This window comes from Streptomyces sp. NPDC001443, from assembly GCF_053597355.1.
In genome coordinates, this window is record NZ_JBSFIA010000056.1 from 24,584 (window position 1) to 42,525 (window position 17,942).

A 17,942-nucleotide genomic window follows, 5' to 3' on the forward strand; every position below is an offset into this window, starting at 1 on the left:
ACCAGATCGTGCGACGCGCGGGGGAGACCGGCAATTCCCGGAAGGGAATGGGGCCGCTGACCTGGCCGTCGGTGTCCCGCAGGCTTTTCCCTCGCCCTCCCTCCGCCGGCCTTGCCCTCCTTCCACCACCGTGTTTATAGTCGAGATGACTATTAAGGAGTCGCTCGTGAACTGGAACCTCAGCTGGACCGAAGCGCTCGGCTTCGCCACCGGCGCCCTCTGCGTCTGGCTGGTGGCACGGCAGCACATCGCCAACTGGCCCGTCGGCATAGCCAACAACGTCTTCTTCGTCGTGCTCTTCCTCCAGACCGGCCTGTACGCCGACGCCGGTCTCCAGGTCGTCTTCATCGCACTGGCCGCCTACGGCTGGTGGACCTGGGCCCGCGGCGCCGGACCGGCCACCGGCGACACCCTGCCGGTGTGCCGCACCACGGGGGCCGAATGGGCCTGGCTCGCCGCCGCCGGAGTGCTGGGCACCGCCGCCCTCACCCTCCTGCTGGACCGGGCCACCGACTCCACCGTTCCCTTCTGGGACGCGCTGACCACCGCACTCTCCCTGACCGCCACCTATGGCCAGTGCCGCAAGCTGCTGGAGTCCTGGTGGCTGTGGATCGCCGCCGACCTGGTGTACATCCCGCTCTACGCCTACAAGGGCCTGTACCTGACCTCGCTGCTGTACGTCGGTTTCCTCGCCCTGTGTGTGGCCGGCCTCCTCGGCTGGCGGCGCACCCTCGCCGCCGACCCCCGCACCGCCACGGCGGTGACCGCGTGAGCGCCGCCGCCCGCCCGTACCGGCACGGCCTGGTGCTCGGCAAGTTCTATCCGCCGCACGCCGGTCACCACCACCTCGTCCGCACCGCCCTCGCGCAGTGCGACCGGCTGACCGTCCTGGTCTGCGCGGCCTCCGTGGAGTCGGTGCCGCTCGCCGACCGGGTGACCTGGATGCGCGAGGCCCACCCGGAGGCCGAGGTCGTCGGCGCCGTCGACGACCACCCGGTCGACCTGCACGACCCCGCGGTGTGGGACGCCCACATGGCGGTCTTCCGCACAGCAGTCCCGGACCCGGTGGACGCCGTGTTCACCTCCGAGTCGTACGGCACCGAGCTGGCCAGGCGGTTCGGCGCGGCCGAGGTCCTCGTGGACCTCGACCGCACCACGTACCCCGTCTCGGGCACGGCCGTGCGCAAGGACCCGGTGGGCTGCTGGACGTACCTCGGCCCCGGCGTGCGCGCCGCCCTCGCCCGGCGCGTGGTCGTCCTCGGCGCCGAGTCCACCGGCACCACCACCCTCTCCCGGGCCCTGGCCACCCACTACCGCGCACGCGGCGGCATCTGGACGGACACCGGGTGGGTGCCCGAGTACGGACGCACGTACAGCGAGGAGAGGCTCACCGCCCTGCGCGCCGCCGACCCCGGAGCCGACTGGACGGAAGTCGAGTTCACCTCCGAGGAGTTCCCCCTCATCGCCCGCCGCCAGGACGCCGACGAACAGCGGGCGGCCCGCGCCGGCTCCCCGGTGCTCGTCTGCGACACCGACTCCTTCGCCACCACGATCTGGCACGAGCGCTACCTCGGCGCGCCCAGCCCCGAGGTGGCGGCCGTCGCCGCCCGCACCCCGCGCCACCTGTACCTGCTCACCGACCACGAGGGCGTGCCCTTCGAGGACGACGGACTGCGCGACGGCCCGCACCTGCGCCCGTGGATGACCGGACGGTTCCGAGCGGAACTGGAGCGCACGGGCCGCCGGTACCTGCTGGTCACCGGCAGCCCCGAGCAGCGGCTGCGCACCGCCGTGGCGGCGGTGGACAACTTGCTCGCCGAGGGCTGGCACTTCGCCGACCCGCTACCGGAGCACCGCTGACGGCAGCGGCACCTGCCTTGCCGAGGGGCACGGAGTGATTGGCGCGCCCCCGTGCCCCCGCGCGCCGTACGGAGGGGCGGTTCTCCCGTTCCGGTCGGGGGAAGACATGCCCACGATCCGGAGGGGGGGCCTGGCATGGGCAAGGATCTCGACACCGTTCCGCCGGCTCCTCGGCACCTGCCGCTGCTCGGGCACACGGTGGCGCTGCTGCGCGACCGGCCGGGGTTCATCGCCTCGCTGCCCCGCCACGGTGATCTCGTGCGGCTGCGGCTCGGACCGCACACCATGGTCCTGGTCTGCGAACCCGGCCTCGTCCAAGAGGTACTGCGGGACGACCGCACCTTCGACAAGGGCGGCCCGTTCTTCGACCGGGCCAGGGAAGCGGTCGGGAACGGACTGGCGACCTGCCCGCACGGTCGACACCGCAGACAGCGCCGGCTGTGCCAGCCGGCCTTCCGGCCCGCGCGGCTGCCCGACTACGCGGCAGCGGTCACGTCCGCCGCGTACGAGACGACCGCGGCCTGGACCGACGGGGAGGCCGTCGACGTCAACCGGACCATGCTCGCCATCACCAACCGGGCCTTGGCCACCACGATGTTCAGCAGCCGCCTGCCGGAACCCATGACCCGTCAGATCGGTGAGGACGCCGAGACGATCATGTCCGGCGCGATGCGCCGCATGCTCGTCCCAGCTCCTTTCGACCGTACGCCGACCCCGGGCAACCGCCGCTTCCAGCGCGCCCGGGCCCGCCTGCGACAGGCGGTCGCCGATGTCATCGCCGCCCACCGCGCAGACGGCACCGACCACCAGGACCTGCTCTCCGCCCTCCTCCTGGCCGGGGAGCCCGACGATCGGGAGGACGGGCCGGGGGCGCTGTCCGACGGGGAAGTCGCCGACCAGGTCGTCACGTTCTTCATCGCCGGCACGGAGACCACGGCCGGACTGCTGTCATGGGTCCTGTACGAGCTGGCCCGCCACCCCGACATCCAGGACCGGCTCCACGCCCACGTCGTCCAGGTCCTGGCCGGCAGGCCGCCGCGCGCGGCCGACCTGTCCGAGCTGACCTACCTCACCCAGGTCGTCACCGAGGCGCTTCGGCTGCACTCGATCACCTGGCTCGTCACCCGTACCGTCACCGAGGACACCACGCTCGGCGAAACGCGTCTGCCGGCCGGTACCACGATCGCGCTGAGCCAGTACGCGGTCCACTGGAACCCTCGCATCCACCCCAGGCCCCGTGACTTCGACCCCGACCGGTGGACCGAACAGCTCCCGGACCGCGACTCCTTCATCCCTTTCGGATCCGGTCCGCGCCGCTGCATCGGCGACCGCTTCGCCCTCCAGGAAGCCACGATCATCCTCGCCCTGCTGATCGGCTCGTGGAAGTTCACGGCCCTCACCGACCGCCCCGCGAAGACCGTCCTGTCCGCGGCCTGCATCCCCCGCGACCTCCGCCTGCGCCTCGAAGCCCGCCCGGCCCCCGGCGACGGCGACGGCCGCACCGCGGGCCGCCCGGCCTGACCCCCAGGGAGGCTGTCCGCCATGGCAGGCCCGCCGAGCAACCGCATCGCCACCACCGCCGCACCACCTTCCCCGGCCCCGGCGCCCCGCCCGCTGCCCGCAGTCCGGGCCGTCGTCCGGGTCGTGGTGCGTGAGCCGTGGCTGAGCTGGCAGTTCATCAAGAACGACCCCTGGGCCGGCCTCTACCCCGGTGTGGTCTTCGCCCTCGCCATCGCCGTCAAGCACCACCAGCCACCGGGCCGCCTCGCCGTGACCGCGCTGGTATCGGCCCTGTACTTCTGGCTCTACCTCTACACCTTCTGCCTGACCAACCAGCTTGCCGGTCTGCGCGAGGACCGCCTCAACAAGCCCTTCCGTCCCCTGGCGAAGCGGTCGGTCACCACCCGCGGCGCACTGGTGCGCACCGCCGTCACCTTCGCCGCGTTCCCGCTCCTCGGCTGGGCGCTGGGGGTGTGGCGGTGGGCGCTGCTCTGGCAGGCCATGACCCTGCTGCACAACCTCGGCGGCTCCCGGCACTGGCTCGTCAAGAACGCCGTCATCGGCTTCGGCGTCCTGCCCATGCTCGGCGCCGCCTGGCAAATGACCGCCCCCCTCACCGCCGACGCCTGGCGGTGGATGCTCGTCCTCGCCGTCGTGGTCTTCCTGCTCATCCCCGCCCAGGACCTGCGCGACCTCCACGGCGACGCCGCCGCACTCCGAGCCACCTTCCCCCTCGCCTTCGGCGAAACCCTCACCCGCCGCTGCCTCTCGGCCGGCTTCGCCCTCCTCCCGCTCGTCGACCACTTCCTCCTCGTCCGCGCCGCCACCCCGGCCACGTGGTGTGCCGAAGCAGCCACCGCGGCCCTGTGCTGGACGATCGCCCGGCGCGTCCTCAACCACCGCACCCCCGCCTACGACCACCGCACCTACCGCTGCTTCGAGTACTGGTACGCGGCCGTCCTCACCACCGCCTTCCTCACCCTCTGACCACCCCCGACCGGACCGCACCGACACCGGCCGAACCCAGTCGCCGGGCCTTCGGGGACAACTTCGCCGGGGCGTCGAAGGGCGGCGCCGGTCCGGTCGGCACGTCCGTGGAAATGGCGTACTCGGCCGAAGGACTTCGCAAGCGGTCCGTCGCGACGACCCTTGCTCAGTCGCCGGGGTGACGGTTGGCGAAGCTGCTCGGACGGGCGTCATTCCAAGGGCGCGGTATTCGGGGCTGAACATGGGTCGCCGCCCCACCCGCCCTTGCTCCTGGATGCAGCCATCTCCTTCTCCTCCTCCTCGCGTTGGGCGGCCACGTCGGGGATCACGGCGACGGCTTCGGCGAAGCGGTTCTGCCGGATCAGCAGTTCGGCCAGATCGGTTGCGGCCCGTGTGCCGGGCAGTTGGCGCAGGAGCGCGATCGCCTCCTCGACGCGGCCGTCCTGCGCGAGGAGCCCGGTGATGGTCAGCTCGCGGTCGTCGACCTCGTCGGCCGGCAGCGCCTCGACCTGTGCGATCGCTTCCCCGGCGCGTCCCGCCTCGCCCATCAGCCACCACCGATTGGACCGCAGCCAGTACGCCTCGTTGTCCGCGAGGTACTCGGGGCTGCGTCCTTCAGTGATTTCGATCGCCTTGTCGTGTCGGCCCTGTTCGGCGAGCAGGATGATGGCCGTCTGGAGAAGGTTTCCGTCGTAGTCCTTGTCGAACGTGTGCTCCACTGCCTCGATGGCGTCGTCGAAGCGACCCTGGCGGATGAGCAGAGCCATCAGGATGCTCTCGGACCGGCCCGGATGCCCGCCTGCCATGCAGTCGCGCAGGTACGCCTCCGCCTCTCCGGCTCGGCCCAGGCTCTCCAGTACCTTCACGTACGGACTCGCGGCGGCGTACTGGCGGCTGCCGGTGGCGAGGTCGCGCAGGTCCTCGACCCGACCGTGCCGGGCCAGCAGCTCGACGTAGAACTCGACGGTGTTCTCCGGTCCGTACCGGCGCGCGGCCACGTCCGCGCCGAGCAGCCGGATCGCCTCGTCGACGCGGCCGGACCGTTCCAGGACCCGGGCCTGTGCGGGTAGGACCGCCCACAGGTCAAGATCGCCACGCTGCGTCGAGTCACGCCGGAACTCCTCGGCGAGCGGGTCGAGCACCTCAAGCACCCGCTCGTCGCACCCCTGCCCCTCGGTCATCTCCACCAGCCCCCGCAGCGCCCGCCTCTTCCGCAGGTACGGGCTCAGCACCTCGATCGCCTCGTCCGGCCGCCCGGCCCGGACCAGCGCCTCGGCGTAGTCACGCCACGCCTCGGCGCTCTCCTGCCTCCGCCCGCCGGGGCGCGCGAGCTTCAGCGCCTCTTCGACACGGTTGCACCGTACGAGGACATCGGTTCCTGTCCGCACGGCCGGCTGCCAGCCCGATGCCGCGAACGGCTCGACGACCGACCAGGCCCGCTCGAACTCCCCTTCTGCGCACAGTCCCCGTACCGCACCCACGGCGCAGAACCAGTCCTCGCGCTCACGCGCCGCCTCCACCAGAGTTTCGAGGCCGCCGCGTTCCAGGATCTCGTCCACGAGCCGCGGCAGTACACCGCCGAGGTGGGTCGACTGCCACTGAAGATCATCAATATTCACGGGGGCACCCTAAGAGCTCCGGAGGACGCGCCCAGCGTCGCAGGCGGCGAAAGCGAAAGCGAAGGCGAAAGCGGAGGCGAAAGCGGAGGCGGAGGCGGAGGCGGCCCGGATCTACGTGATCCGGGCCGACTCCGCCACCGTTGTACGAGGTCGTCGGGCCCTGCCGTCAGACGGACTCCTCGACCGGGTGCTCCTCGACGCTGTGGGAGTCGGTCAGGCTCAGCGCGCCGCCGGCCGCGATCAGGCCGACGACGACCGCGAGCAGGGCGTAGGTGATCCGTTCCCCGTGGAAGAACGACGCGACGAGGTCGCCGCTCCAGGTGCCGGCGGGGAGCTGGGTGGTGACCAGCGCGGCGATCAGGGTGCCGACGACCGCGGTGCCGACGCTGGAGCCGACCTCCTGCGCGGTGTCGTTGAGGGCGGCGGCGATGGAGGTGCGGTTGCTCGGCATCGCGTCGACGAGTGCGACCGCGCAGATCGTCATCACGGTGCGCAGTCCCACGGTCATGAACACCATGCAGACGGCGATGGCGGCGTACCCGTGGTCCACGCCCCAGGCGAGACCCGCCAGCGAGCCGGCCAGGCAGGCCGCGCCCACCAGGCAGGCGATGCGGTGGCCGAACCGGCGCGCGAGCCACTCGGACAGGGGGGTCGCGGCGAGCATTGTCACGATGATCGGCAGGTTCGCCAGGCCGGCCCGCACGGGGCTCCATCCGTAGGCGTACTGGAAGTGGAGGATCAGCCCGAACATCACGCTGGCCATCGCGATGGACGTGCCGATCTGGGCGAGGGCGGCGCCACGGACGGTGCCGTTCGAGAAGAGGCGCAGATCCAGCATGGGTGCCGCGCTGCGGCGCTCGTGCCAGATGAACCCGATCGCGGCCACGACGGCGCCGGCGATCGACGCGAGGGTGGCCGTGGAGAGCCAGCCGTGCTCGACACCGCTGGTCAGCGAGTAGCAGGCGAGCCCGATGGCGCTGACGCTCAGCACGGCGCCCGGGATGTCGAGCGCGTCCTTGGTCAGGTCCTCCGGCCGGTCGGCCGGCACGCCGAGCCGGACACCGATGCACGCGATCAGCGCGATCGGGGCGTTGACGACCAGCAGCCACTCCCATCCCACATGGGCCAGCGCGGTGCCACCCAGCAGCGGTCCGAGGACGAAGCCGGACATGCCCACGACGATCATCACCGTCATGGCGCGCATCCGCAGGGCCGCGTCGTCGAACAGGCGGAAGACCAGTGAGTTCGTGATCGGGGCCATCGCCGCGGCGGCGATGCCGAGCACTGCCCGCAGGGCTATGAGCTCGCCCGTCGTGGAGACGAGGACGACACACAGGCTCACCGAGCCGAACATGGCGAGTCCGGCCAGCAGCACCCGACGGCGGCCGAGCCGGTCGGCCATCGACCCGGCGGTGAGCAGCAGCCCGCCGAAGGTCAGCGAATAAGCCCCGGTGACCCATTGCAGCGCGGTCGTCCCGCCGCCGAGGTCACGGCCGATCGTGGGCAGCGCGATCGACAGCAGCGTGTTGTCGACCATCTCGACGAAGAAGGCCAGGCAGAGGGCAGCCATGGGAATCCATGCCGCGCGTAGGGAGGGATAGGTGCGTGATGCGGTGGTTTGGAGCGTGGCGGCGGTCATGGCGATCAGTCCTCTTCATCGAACGACGTACGGTTATCGAACAACGTACGATGCGATACGATAGAACAGCGTTCGGTTCGATGCAAGAACGGTGGAAAGGGAGCCATGACACGCCTGCAAAGCCGCTCGGGCGGAGGTCGTCGACGGGCTTCGCACTCGATGGAGTCCGTGCTCACCGAGGCGGTGGCCCTGCTCGACGAGGCCGGGGCGCCGGCACTGACCTTCCGGGCGCTCGCTCAGCGCCTCGGTGGTGGCGTCGCCAGCATCTACTGGTACGTGGCGAGCAAGGAGGAGCTGCTCGACCGCGCGACCGACCATGTGGTGGGCGCGATCCTGGCCGACATCGAAGACCTTCCGGGCAGCGACGACCCGATCGACGACCTGCGCGCGATGGCCGTGACGCTGTTCGACGCGATCGTGCACCGGCCCTGGCTGGGCGCCTACTTCATGCGCAACACCGATGTCCAGGGCAACTCCCTGCGCCTGTACGAGAAGCTCGGCCGGCAGACCCTTCGCCTGGATCTCACCGCGCAGCAGCGCTTCCACGCCGTGTCCGCGATCGTGGGCGTCGTCGTAGGTACCGCCGTCGACATGGGGCAGGAGCCGCCCGAGGAGATCCTCGACGGCGCCGTGAGTCGCGAGGAGTACCTTGGCCGCTTCGCCCGGAACTGGCGGGAGCTCGACCCCGCGGAGTTCCCGTTCGTGCACGAGATCGTCGACGAGTTCGACGGCCACGACGACGTCGACCAGTTCCGCTCCGCCCTGGAACTGACGCTGGCGGGCCTCCGACTGCAGGCCGGAGCCTGAACGTCAGGTCGAGGTGTCGGGGCGGGTACGTTCAGCCGTGGCGGTGAGGCCGGTCGATGCCTCGCCACGCTGTGGGCGCACCCGCCCCCGCACGGCTCAGCGGCCGGTGAGCGCCTTCAGCGTGGCCTCGGCCGTGGTGACGCTGGACTGGGGGTTCTGGCCGGTGACGAGGTTGCCGTCCACGACGACGGTGTCGCTCCACGGCGCCCCGGTCTCGACCACGGCGCCGCGCTCGCGCAGCAGGCTCTCCAGGAAGTAGGGGGTGTTCTCGCCCAGGCCTCCCTGGTTCTCCTCCGTGTCGGAGAACGCGGTGAGGGTGCGGCCGGCGAACACGAAGCCACCGTCCGGCGCCGTGGCACTGAGCAGGGCGGCGACACCGTGGCACAGTGCGGCGATGACGGTGCCCCGGGCATCGGCCTCCTTGAGGAGCCGCCCGAGATCCGCGTCCTGGGCGAGGTCGGCCATGGGCGCGTGACCGCCGGGGATGTAGAGCGCGTCGTAGTCCGCCACCTCCACCTCCGACAGCGCGAGCGGGTGGGAGAGCCGCTCGGAGATGCCGTCGAGGTAGGCGCGGAACTCCTGGGCGTCGGTCTCGGACACTCCGCCGCGGGCGTCGAGGCTGAGCGCGTCGACCGTGGGGCGCGCGGCCCCGGGGGTGGCGATGTCCACCTGCGCACCGGCGGCGAGCAGCGCCCGGTGGGAGGCCGCGACCTCTTCCGCCCAGAAGCCGGTGGGGTGGATGGATCCGTCGGCGAGCTCCAAGCTGTCGGCGGCCGAGACGATCATCAGGATCTTCGACATGGAATGCCTGCTCTTCTCTGTCGACCACGTGGTGAACGTGGTGAACGTGGTGAATGGACCACGTGGTGAATGGACCACGTGGTGAACGTGGTGACCGTGCGCCGTGGCCCGGAGTGCCCCGGCGATCAGGACAACGGCAGGATTCATCACGGGCATGCCCGGATGCCGCACTTCATCCATAAGGGATGTGATGGACCAGGGTTGCGCTCCTCGTGCGACTGTGCGCGACCAGTACTGGGCGACACGGGCGCGGTCGGCAAGCCGCACCCGCCGATAGAATGCGGAAGAACGGTGCTCTCCATAAGTTCTGTGATGGGAGGAGACGCCTTGCCCGGGCTGGACCTGCTGGCGACGTTTCTCGAGATCTACCGCACCGGCTCCCTGTCCGCGGCGGCCTCGCGGCTGGGGGTCAGCCAGCCGGCGGTCACCGGTCAGCTGGCACGCCTCGAGGAGCAACTGGGGGAGCCGCTGTTCGTACGGTCGAGCAAGGGAGCGCGGCCGACGCCCCGCGCCGCGGCGCTGGCCGCCCGCGTCGGCGCGCATGTCGACGGGCTGCGCACCGCCCTCGAGCCCTCGCGGGAGCCGGGTGCCCTGCACGGAACGGTACGGCTCGGTGGCGCGGCCGAGTTGATGTCGCTTCAGGTGCTTCCCGCCCTGGCGCCGCTGTCCGCCCGGGGGCTGCGGATCCGGGTGACGTTGGGGCTTGCCGGGGAACTGCTGTCGGAGCTGGCCGCCGCGAGGCTCGACCTGGTGGTCTCCGCGATCCGCCCACAGCGCGAGGATCTGCTGGTGACGACGCTGGTGGACGAGGAGTTCCTGCTCGTGGGGCCGCCCGTGCTGGCGCATGCCGTCGACCGGGAGCGACTGTCCGCCGACCCGGTCGCCGCGCTCTCCCATCTGCCGCTGGTGGCCTACTCGGAAGACCTTCCCATCGTCCGGCGGTACTGGCGCACCGAGTTCGGGCGGCGGCCACCCAATCAGGTCGCGGTCGTCGTCCCGGACCTGCGCGCCGTGCTGGCCGCGGTCGCCTCCGGCGTGGGGATCTCCGTCCTGCCCCGCTACCTCGTCGCCCCCGCGCTGTCCGCGGGTGAGGTGGTGCTGATGCACCGGCCCGTGGTTGAACCGTTGAACACCCTGTACCTGGCGTCCCGGCGGGACGGTCCGGCGGGTCCGGTTCTCACGGCCGTGTGGGAGCAGTTGGCCCGGGCGGGGCAGGAGTGGGGAAGCCTGTGATGCTTTTGCCATGTTTGTCTGGTATTGGGCTGGTGAACTAAACTACCTGGCATGGGTTCTCGCGCGATCCATGGCTTCGGGCTCACAAGCGGCTGAGGGGCCGCCATGAGCGAAGAGATCGCAGAGATGGCGGGAGACGTCGTCCGACGCGGCGACGCCGCCTACCACGACGTCCGGTCGGCCATGCTCTGGAACGGCCTCAAGCCGCAGCGCTTTCCCGACCTGATCGTTCGTGTCGCCTCCGAACGCGACGTCCCGGCCGCCGTCCGGCTGGCCCGCTCCGAGGGACACCGGATCGCTCTGCGCTCCCACGGACACAGCTGGTGCGGCTCACCGCTGCGCGACGACGGCATGCTCATCGACCTCTCCGCACTCAACTCATGTGAGATCGACCCGACTTCGCGCACCGCCGCCGTCCAACCCGCGCTGAGCGGAGGTGAGTTCGTCGCCGCGCTCAGCCCGTACGGCCTCGCCTTCCCGGCCGGCCACTGCGGCCCCGTCGCCCTCGGCGGCTATCTGCTCGGCGGCGGCCTCGGCTGGAACTCGGGCGCGCTCGGCCCGGCGGCCGCGAGTGTGCACGCCGTCGAGGTGGTCACGGCCGACGGCGCCACCCTCACCTGCGACAAGACTGAGAACCCCGACCTGTTCTGGGCCGCACGCGGCGCCGGACCCGGCTTCTTCGGCGTCGCCACCCGCTTCCAGGTGTCGCTGTACGACGCCCCGGCAGCGATCGCCGAGACCTCGTACGTCTTTCCGCTGACCGACGTCGAGCCCGTGACCCGCTGGGCCACCACGGCCGCCGAGCGGCTCCCGGCGAACGTCGAGGCGTCCTTCATGCTCGCGACCGCCTCCCCGGAGGTGACGACGGCGACGCCGAGGCCCAAGACGATCACCTTCACGGGCACCGCCTTCGCCTGCACGCCACAGGAGGCCGCCCGCTGCCTGGACCCGCTGCGGGACTGCCCCCTGGCCGACCGCGCCCTGTACCGGAAGGCCGACCGGCCCACGACCTTCGAGGACCTGTACGAAACGGCGTCCCGTTCCTGGCAACCGGGCCACCGCAACGCCGTGGACACCCTGTGGTCGGACACCGGGTACACGACCCTGCTGCCCGCCCTCGCCGCCCAGGTCGCCTCGGCCCCGTCCGAGCAGTCACTGGTCCTCGCGCCCCTGTGGCCCGCCTCGCGCGACCGCACCCGCGCCGAGGGCATGGCCTTCTCGATCCTGGGCGAGACCTATCTCGCCCCCTTCGCGATCTGGGACGACCCCGCCGCGGACGCCGAGAACACCCGCTGGCTGCGGGACACCATGCACATCGTCGAGCCGTACGGAACCGGCCACTACATCGCCGAGACCGACCTCACCGCCGCTCCCTCCCGGGCGCGACGCTCGTACACCCCGGCCGGCTGGGAGCGACTGCGGCGACTGAAGGCCGCGTACGACCCGGAGCACGTCTTCCACTCCTACCTCACGCCCTGACCCCGGCCCGGACGTCCGCATCGAGCCGTACGTGACGACCTCACCCGCCTCGGCAGTCTCAGCGGAGCCGACGTGCGCGCAGCACCACGTCGTCGGTGTGATGCGCGCCGGCACCGCCGTCGGGGGCGACGCGTGGCCTCTGCTCGTCGACCTCGATCTGCCAGTCGTCGGTGAGCAGATCGGCGACCATCGAGGGCCAGACGTAGTCGGCCGGGTCGAAGCCGCTCTCGTTGGCCTGCTGGTTCTCCATCCCCGCGTGATGGACGAGCAGCAGGACGCCGCCGGGCGCGACGGCCGCGAGCAGCGCCCGCTCGGCCGCGGCGTCGGGGGTGCGCAGCAGGGCCGGGTACTGCGCGGAGACCAGATCGAAGGAGGCCGGCGGAAGCGCCGAACGGGTGAGTTCGGCGTGTACCCAGCGAACGGTGACGCCGGCGTCCCGCGCGTGCCCCTCCGCCCGAGCCAGCGCCACGCCCGAGACTTCCAGTGCGGTCACGTCCCAGCCGTCCCGCGCGAGCCAGACGGCGTCCGCGCCCTCGCCGCAGCCGACGTCGAGCACGCGCCCCGGTGCGAGCCAGGCGACCTCGGCCACGAGCGCACCGTTGGGCTGCCCGCTCCACAGTTGGTGTCGGTCGGAGTAGCGACTGTCCCACTCCGCCCGTACGGCCGGGTCCCCGAGGTATCCGTCGGCAGGGGAGGGGATGTCGGCCAGGGGTGATTCTGTTGCGATGTTGTCGGTCACCGGCCCACCGTCGCCCATGGGACCGCGACTCGGCCAGTACTGTTGCCGGTCCGGCAAAACGACGTTGCCAGGGTGCCGTGGACGTCCGATCGGACGGCACCTGCACCGCCCGGCCTTCGGGGTGCGGCGCCCACAGGCCCGGCCCCGCGGGGTGCGAGGCCGGGCCGGAGGGGCTGTCGGCGCCATGCGGTGGTCACCGTCGCGCGCTCACCTCACGGTGCGAGCCGGCAGGCGTCCATGACGGTCTCTCGTACGGTGTTGCCGCCCGTGTCCTTCGGATCTACCCGGAAGGACACGGCCTCGGCCGTCGCCGGGTGCTTCACGGTCACCGAACGCGCCCCCTTCGCGTCGGTCTTCACCGTGAGCGGCTTCCAGGTCACGCCCCCGTCGTAGGAGACCTCGACGGTCGGTGCAGCGACCTGCCCGGCAGCGGCTGCCGCGCCGCCCGGCCGACGCGTCGTACGTGGCGCCTTCGGCCGTCCTCTGCCGAAGGCTAAGCGGCGAGTGTTCGGCGTCCGCACGTGCCTACGTTGTCCGTATGGAGATTGTCGAGTTGTTGCCGCGACTGCATCTGCTCCGCTTCGAGGTCGGGCAGGCGTACCTGTGGCGTGACGCGGACGGGCTGACGCTGATCGACTCTGGCCTTGCCGGGGCTGGTGGCGCAGTGGCCGATGCCATCCTGAGTCTCGGTGCAACGCCCGCGGATATGCGGCGAGTTGTGCTCACCCACTTTCACGAGGACCATGCCGGCGGTGCCGCCGAGATCGCCGCTTGGGGTGGGGTCGAGGTGTTCGCGCACCGCCTGGACGCCGGGGTGATCCGTGGGGAGTCGCCGCCCCCTCCACCGGACTTCGCCGATGCTCCGCACTGGGAGCGTGCCTTGTTCGAGAGCAAGCCGAAGCTGCCACCGGCACCGCCGGTGCCGGTGGACCACGAGGTCGCCGATCAAGATGTGATTCCCTTCGGTGGCGGGGCCCGCGTGGTGGCTGCGCCGGGTCATACCCCGGGCAGCATCGCGTTCCATCTCCCTGCCTTCGGGGTGCTCTTCCTGGGCGACGCCGCGGCGAACGTGGAAGGCAAGACCATGGTCGGTGTGTTCAACACGGACCGGGCTCGTGCGGTGGAGTCCTTCCGGGCCTTGAGCCGACTGGACGCGGAAGTCGCCTGCTTCGGTCACGGCGACGCGATCGTGGGGTCCGCTTCGGCCGCTCTGCGTGCCGCGGCAGGTTCCTAGGCGAATCACGCCGCAGCGTCCCGCCAGTTCGCATCGCCGTCCCGCGAGTTCAGGTGCTGGGCATGTCCTCGGCGGTCATGGCCAGCAGTACCAGGGCGTCATGTTCGGCCGTCCCGCGCGGGGCCTGGTAGATCAGCAGGCGTTGACCGTCTCCGGCCGGTGTGAGCACCTCGTTGGCGAGGGTGATCCGACCGATCGTCGGGTGGCGGAAGGCGGTCTCGCCCGCGCGCTTGACCCACACTTCGTGCCGACGCCACAGAGCGGCGAACTCGCTGCTGGCCGAGGACAGTTCGTCGACAAGGGCGGCGGTGCGCCCGGGTGCGCTCAGTTCGGCGGTGTGCAGGTGCGCGACGCTGTTGCGGGCCACCCGGTCCCAGTCGGCGAACAGGGTCCGCGCGGCCGCGTGCAAGAAGGTGTACCGGATCGTGTTGCGCTGCGCTGGCGGCCAGTCGCCGAGCCCGGGCATCAGGGCAAAACCTTCAGGATTGGCGGCCAGTACGTCGTTGACGTCGTCGAGTACGTAGGCCGGGCTGGGCCGGACCGACTCCAGCAGCAGCCGCAGGCCGGGGCCGGCCGGCCGCGGGTCGGCGGCCCGACGGCGCGGTGTCCGCCCGGCCACCTGGTCGGCAAGGCCGAGCAGATGGGTGTGCTCGTCGTCGCTGAGGCGTAGCGCCCGGGCCAGTGCGCTCAGTACCGCGTCGCTCGGCGCGGTCTCCCGGCCCTGCTCGATCCGGATGTAGTAGTCCACGCTCACGCCGGCCAGCGCGGCCAGTTCCTCGCGGCGCAGCCCGGGTGTGCGCCGGGCGCCCGGCCCGGTGGGCAGTCCGACATCGGCCGGGCCGATCTGACCGCGGCGGATTCGAAGGAAGTTGGCCATCGCGTTCACGGCGTCGAGTTTCCCACGGTCGGCCCGCTCCTGGGTGGCCGTGCTGCACCTAGGAAGCACGCGGCCTGCCGCGGAACCGGTCCGGCGGTGCAGCCTCGGACCATGACTGACGCGATCATCATCGGTGGCGGCTCCGGCATGGGTCTTGCCCTGGCCCGGACCCTGCTTGCCGAAGGCATGGATGTGACGATCGTCGGCCGGACCGCGGACCGGCTGACGACGGCCCGGGCGCAACTGGAGCGCTCCGGGCACGGCAAGATCGGCAAGATCGGCACTGTCGTGGCCGACATGGGACGGGAGGAGGACGTGGCCGCGTTGTTCGCCCAGGTGGAGCGGGTGGATCACGTCGTGGTCACCGCGGCCGACGCGACCGGCGTGTACGGTCGGACCGCCGACATCGCCACCGCGACCGCCCGGTCCGTGGTCGACACCAAGCTGCTGGGGGCCTGGCTGGTCGGCAAGTACGCGAGCGGGCGGGTCACCGGCTCGATCACGTACACCTCGGGCATCAACGCGTACCGGCCGAACGGGTCCAACACGATCATGGCCGCGGCCAACGGCGCCCTCGCTTCGCTGGCTTACGGGCTGGCGATCGAGCTGGCCCCGGTGCGCGTCAACGTGGTCTCTCCCGGCTGGGTGGACACCGCCATCTGGAACCAGCTCGGCATGGACAAGGAGGCGGCCTTCGCCGAGCTGGCCGGGCGGTTGCCGGCCCGCCGTGTCGGCACACCCGACGACATCGCCCAGGCCTTCTCGTCGGTGATGCACAACGGCTTCATCACCGGAACCGTGCTGCACGTCGACGGAGGACACCGCATCACCTGACCCGATACCCGCCGTGCTCGCCGACCGAAGGGACCGGCGAGCACGGCGGGTGACGTACGGGCTCAGCCCCGGCGGCCGGGTTCATCTGCCGAGCCGGGATGCCGTGGTGCAGGCCTTGGATCCCACACACTTCTGAAGGGCCGTCAGTGTCGCGTGCAGACCGTCGCGTTGGCCCGGGGAGAGGGCCGACGCGCGATTGTGCAGTTGGTCGGGATCCGATCTGACGTCGTAGTACTCGCGTTCGCCGTCCGCGTACTCCACCCACAGCGCGTCCGGAGTGCGGATCGCCTCGTAGGTGGGCGGGTTGCCGCCGTTGTCGGGGGCCGCGTCCGGGTCGCCGTCCTTGGAGCCGGGGCGGTGGTGTTCGATCAGAGCGGCCTGGCGCCAGTCGTCCACCTGCTCGCCGTGGAGGATCGGGGCGAGGCTGAGGCCGTCCACCGCGGCGGCCGGGGTGACTCCGGCGAGGTCCTGGAACGTCGGACCGAGGTCGATGTTCTCCGCCGGCCGTGACGTCTCCTCGCCTGCCGCTACGCCGGGACCGGCGACCACGAGGGGCACCCGGACGTCGGTGTCGTACGCGGTCTGCTTGCCCGGCCGCAGCCGGTGCTCGCCCATGTGGAAGCCGTTGTCGGAGCTGAAGACGAGGTAGGTGTCGTCGGCGATGCCCTTGGCCTTCAGCTCACCGCGCAGGCGCCCGATCATGTCGTCCACCGCCTGCACCGAGCGCACCCGCTTGGCGAACTGCCGGTCGATCGACCGCTTCTCCTGGTCGGACAGCGGCTTCAGTGCCTCCTGCCACTTCGGCTTCGGGGAGGGCGGTGTGTCGTAGGCGGCGGTGCGCGGCGCCTTCAGGTCCGGGAAGGAGCCGGCGTCGCGCGGGGCGGGTGTGGCGGGGCCGTGCGGCGCGAAGGTCGCCACCTCCAGCATGAACGGCTGTCTCGCCGCGGCCGAGGCGTCGATGAACGACGTCGCCTTCCGCGACATCACGTCGGTGAGGTAGTTCTCGGGATCGTGCCCGTAGGAGACGACCTTGCCGTTCTCGTTCAGGTCGTAGTCGAACTCGGGATACCCGTTGCCTGCGGTGTCCCACTCGTCCCAACCCGGGGGCACGTACGGCCGGTCGGTGCCGTTGGTGTCGGCGGGCTGGTAGCCGTTGAGGTATTTGCCCATGAAGCCGGTGCGGTAGCCGGCCTTCTGCATAGCCGGTCCGTAGCACTTGCGCTCGTCACCCTTGCGGTTGAACGCCTGGTAGCCGCCGTCGGCGCCGTTGTTGGTGAACACCCCGGTGTTGCGCGGGAACCGACCGGTCAGGATGGACGAGCGCGAGGGGCAGCACAAGGAGTCGGTCACGTAGTAGTTGCTGAACGACATCCCGTCCTTCTGGAGTTGCCTGACGTGCGGCATGTACGGGATGAGGTTCGTCGCCAGATCGTCGGTGAGGACGAAGACGATGTTGGGCTTGCCCCGGGTGGCTCCGCTGTCGGCGCTCGTCGCGGGCCCGTTGTCCTGAGCCGGCGCTCCGGGGGACGTCGTGCACGCCCCGAGCAGCAGAGCGGCCAGTCCCGCGCCCACGGCGGCGCGTACCGGGCGGCGGTGTCGTTGACCTTGCATGAATACGTGTCCTCCTGGGATCGGGCATCCACCGGCGGACCGTAGGGAGCGAAATTGTGGAATCTCTGTGGTGGGAGGGGACCGATGAATCCACCGCCCTCGCACGGTCCACCCGGCGACACGACCGTTCTCGACAGGAGTGCCATGTCCACCGTCCAGCCAGTGATCCTGACCGCCGACCTCGACGTCCTGCTCGGCTTCTACACGAAACTGTTCGGTGCCGAGCAGATCTTCCGGGTGCCGGAGGAAGGACCGGTCTTCTACGTCGGCCTGCGCGTCGGCGACTCCGACCTCGGGCTGGTGGCCAGGACGGACCTGGATACCGGGGCGGCGCCACGGATTGTGCTGAGCATCGGTGTCGACGACGTCGACGAGACGCTCGGCCGGGTGGAGGCGCTGGGCGGCTCGGTCGGCGGCGGCCCCAACGACATGCCGTGGGGACAGCGCGTCGCCCACATCCAGGACCCCGACGGCAACCCGGTGAACCTTACTCAGCCGATCCCGGGGGACGAGGTCCGGTCGGGGTGAGTGCTCGGGCTCGATTTCGGCCCCTGGATACGACAAGGCCGCCGCTTCGTGTGAGGCGGCGGTCGGTGTCGTGTGGTGCCTGCTGTGGGCGGGGTGTGCCCGGCGCTGGTGGGTTTAGTACCAGTGGTGGGTCTGCCAGAAGTCCCAGGCCTGGGCGGGGCTGCCGTAGCGGGAGTTCATGTAGTCGAGGCCCC

Annotated in this window: 17 protein-coding genes and 1 pseudogene; 10 read left to right on the plus strand and 8 right to left on the minus strand. The window is 71.1% G+C overall.

Annotation, left to right across the window (positions count from 1 at the left end):
- Positions 1-145: 145 nt before the first annotated feature.
- The 4 genes from pnuC to ACWC24_RS37820 all read left to right on the plus strand — a co-directional run bounded on the left by pnuC (position 146) and on the right by ACWC24_RS37820 (position 4,347).
- On the plus strand, positions 146-772 hold the full coding sequence (pnuC, locus tag ACWC24_RS37805) for a nicotinamide riboside transporter PnuC (protein WP_450667445.1): 627 nt from the start codon (positions 146-148) through the stop codon (positions 770-772).
- Entirely contained in the window at positions 769-1,860 is a 1,092-nt protein-coding gene (locus ACWC24_RS37810) for an AAA family ATPase (RefSeq protein ID WP_450667446.1), read from the plus strand. Before pnuC ends, ACWC24_RS37810 begins: the two co-directional genes overlap by 4 nt.
- Before the next feature lie 135 nt (positions 1,861-1,995).
- A complete protein-coding gene (locus ACWC24_RS37815) occupies positions 1,996-3,381 on the plus strand; it encodes a cytochrome P450 (protein WP_450667447.1) in 1,386 nt (461 codons plus the stop codon).
- 21 nt (positions 3,382-3,402) lie between these two features.
- Complete coding sequence (locus tag ACWC24_RS37820) at positions 3,403-4,347, plus strand: UbiA family prenyltransferase (protein WP_450667448.1); 945 nt, start codon at positions 3,403-3,405, stop codon at positions 4,345-4,347.
- A gap of 209 nt (positions 4,348-4,556) precedes the next feature.
- Here the strand turns inward: ACWC24_RS37820 and ACWC24_RS37825 are convergent, their stop codons facing one another.
- Positions 4,557-5,966, minus strand: coding sequence for a tetratricopeptide repeat protein (locus ACWC24_RS37825; RefSeq protein ID WP_450667449.1), 1,410 nt, complete (start codon positions 5,964-5,966; stop codon positions 4,557-4,559).
- A gap of 166 nt (positions 5,967-6,132) precedes the next feature.
- Positions 6,133-7,605, minus strand: a complete 1,473-nt coding sequence (locus tag ACWC24_RS37830; protein ID WP_450667450.1) for an MFS transporter — start codon at positions 7,603-7,605, stop codon at positions 6,133-6,135.
- Between the two features lie 159 nt (positions 7,606-7,764).
- Here ACWC24_RS37830 and ACWC24_RS37835 point away from each other — a divergent pair, with 159 nt between their 5' ends.
- On the plus strand, positions 7,765-8,412 hold the full coding sequence (locus ACWC24_RS37835; protein ID WP_450667460.1) for a TetR/AcrR family transcriptional regulator: 648 nt from the start codon (positions 7,765-7,767) through the stop codon (positions 8,410-8,412).
- A 96-nt stretch (positions 8,413-8,508) separates the two neighbouring features.
- Here the strand turns inward: ACWC24_RS37835 and ACWC24_RS37840 are convergent, their stop codons facing one another.
- Positions 8,509-9,213 carry a type 1 glutamine amidotransferase domain-containing protein gene (locus ACWC24_RS37840; RefSeq protein ID WP_450667451.1) on the minus strand — a complete coding sequence of 235 codons (705 nt, stop codon included), beginning with the start codon at positions 9,211-9,213 and terminating at the stop codon, positions 8,509-8,511.
- 327 nt (positions 9,214-9,540) lie between these two features.
- Between ACWC24_RS37840 and ACWC24_RS37845 the strand changes: the two genes are divergently transcribed.
- Complete coding sequence (locus tag ACWC24_RS37845) at positions 9,541-10,446, plus strand: LysR family transcriptional regulator (RefSeq protein WP_450667452.1); 906 nt, start codon at positions 9,541-9,543, stop codon at positions 10,444-10,446.
- 105 nt (positions 10,447-10,551) lie between these two features.
- Positions 10,552-11,925 (plus strand): FAD-binding oxidoreductase, encoded by a 1,374-nt coding sequence (locus ACWC24_RS37850; protein ID WP_450667453.1) that lies wholly within the window; start codon positions 10,552-10,554, stop codon positions 11,923-11,925.
- A 58-nt stretch (positions 11,926-11,983) separates the two neighbouring features.
- On the opposite strand, the gene ACWC24_RS37855 is transcribed toward ACWC24_RS37850, so the two are convergent.
- Both ACWC24_RS37855 and ACWC24_RS37860 read right to left on the minus strand, forming a co-directional pair.
- Complete coding sequence (locus ACWC24_RS37855) at positions 11,984-12,664, minus strand: class I SAM-dependent methyltransferase (protein WP_450667454.1); 681 nt, start codon at positions 12,662-12,664, stop codon at positions 11,984-11,986.
- A 212-nt stretch (positions 12,665-12,876) separates the two neighbouring features.
- Positions 12,877-13,044 (minus strand): hypothetical protein, encoded by a 168-nt coding sequence (locus ACWC24_RS37860; RefSeq protein WP_450667455.1) that lies wholly within the window; start codon positions 13,042-13,044, stop codon positions 12,877-12,879.
- Between the two features lie 158 nt (positions 13,045-13,202).
- Between ACWC24_RS37860 and ACWC24_RS37865 the strand changes: the two genes are divergently transcribed.
- Positions 13,203-13,898, plus strand: coding sequence for an MBL fold metallo-hydrolase (locus tag ACWC24_RS37865; protein WP_450667456.1), 696 nt, complete (start codon positions 13,203-13,205; stop codon positions 13,896-13,898).
- Positions 13,899-13,947: 49 nt separating this feature from the next.
- Here the strand turns inward: ACWC24_RS37865 and ACWC24_RS37870 are convergent, their stop codons facing one another.
- Positions 13,948-14,775 carry a helix-turn-helix domain-containing protein gene (locus ACWC24_RS37870; RefSeq protein WP_450667461.1) on the minus strand — a complete coding sequence of 276 codons (828 nt, stop codon included), beginning with the start codon at positions 14,773-14,775 and terminating at the stop codon, positions 13,948-13,950.
- A 111-nt stretch (positions 14,776-14,886) separates the two neighbouring features.
- Here ACWC24_RS37870 and ACWC24_RS37875 point away from each other — a divergent pair, with 111 nt between their 5' ends.
- Positions 14,887-15,609 (plus strand): SDR family oxidoreductase, encoded by a 723-nt coding sequence (locus ACWC24_RS37875; RefSeq protein WP_450667457.1) that lies wholly within the window; start codon positions 14,887-14,889, stop codon positions 15,607-15,609.
- Between the two features lie 81 nt (positions 15,610-15,690).
- On the opposite strand, the gene ACWC24_RS37880 is transcribed toward ACWC24_RS37875, so the two are convergent.
- Positions 15,691-17,220 carry a sulfatase family protein gene (locus ACWC24_RS37880; RefSeq protein ID WP_450667458.1) on the minus strand — a complete coding sequence of 510 codons (1,530 nt, stop codon included), beginning with the start codon at positions 17,218-17,220 and terminating at the stop codon, positions 15,691-15,693.
- A gap of 144 nt (positions 17,221-17,364) precedes the next feature.
- Here ACWC24_RS37880 and ACWC24_RS37885 point away from each other — a divergent pair, with 144 nt between their 5' ends.
- The gene (locus ACWC24_RS37885; protein WP_450667459.1) at positions 17,365-17,748 is read left to right on the plus strand and encodes a VOC family protein; all 384 of its coding nucleotides are present in this window, start codon (positions 17,365-17,367) and stop codon (positions 17,746-17,748) included.
- A 114-nt stretch (positions 17,749-17,862) separates the two neighbouring features.
- Here ACWC24_RS37885 and ACWC24_RS37890 read toward each other — a convergent pair.
- A pseudogene (locus ACWC24_RS37890) lies at positions 17,863-17,942 on the minus strand (lytic transglycosylase domain-containing protein); the annotation flags it as partial.

What these genes read in the sequence shown, in the direction of transcription:
- pnuC (WP_450667445.1), top strand. Translation starts at nt 146, where the DNA reads ATGACTATTAAGGAGTCGCTCGTGAACTGGAACCTCAGCTGGACCGAA.
- ACWC24_RS37815 (WP_450667447.1), top strand. Translation starts at nt 1,996, where the DNA reads ATGGGCAAGGATCTCGACACCGTTCCGCCGGCTCCTCGGCACCTGCCG.
- ACWC24_RS37820 (WP_450667448.1), top strand. Translation starts at nt 3,403, where the DNA reads ATGGCAGGCCCGCCGAGCAACCGCATCGCCACCACCGCCGCACCACCT.
- ACWC24_RS37830 (WP_450667450.1), bottom strand. Translation starts at nt 7,605, where the DNA reads ATGACCGCCGCCACGCTCCAAACCACCGCATCACGCACCTATCCCTCC.
- ACWC24_RS37835 (WP_450667460.1), top strand. Translation starts at nt 7,765, where the DNA reads ATGGAGTCCGTGCTCACCGAGGCGGTGGCCCTGCTCGACGAGGCCGGG.
- ACWC24_RS37840 (WP_450667451.1), bottom strand. Translation starts at nt 9,213, where the DNA reads ATGTCGAAGATCCTGATGATCGTCTCGGCCGCCGACAGCTTGGAGCTC.
- ACWC24_RS37850 (WP_450667453.1), top strand. Translation starts at nt 10,552, where the DNA reads ATGAGCGAAGAGATCGCAGAGATGGCGGGAGACGTCGTCCGACGCGGC.
- ACWC24_RS37865 (WP_450667456.1), top strand. Translation starts at nt 13,203, where the DNA reads ATGGAGATTGTCGAGTTGTTGCCGCGACTGCATCTGCTCCGCTTCGAG.
- ACWC24_RS37870 (WP_450667461.1), bottom strand. Translation starts at nt 14,775, where the DNA reads ATGGCCAACTTCCTTCGAATCCGCCGCGGTCAGATCGGCCCGGCCGAT.
- ACWC24_RS37875 (WP_450667457.1), top strand. Translation starts at nt 14,887, where the DNA reads ATGACTGACGCGATCATCATCGGTGGCGGCTCCGGCATGGGTCTTGCC.
- ACWC24_RS37880 (WP_450667458.1), bottom strand. Translation starts at nt 17,220, where the DNA reads ATGCAAGGTCAACGACACCGCCGCCCGGTACGCGCCGCCGTGGGCGCG.
- ACWC24_RS37885 (WP_450667459.1), top strand. Translation starts at nt 17,365, where the DNA reads ATGTCCACCGTCCAGCCAGTGATCCTGACCGCCGACCTCGACGTCCTG.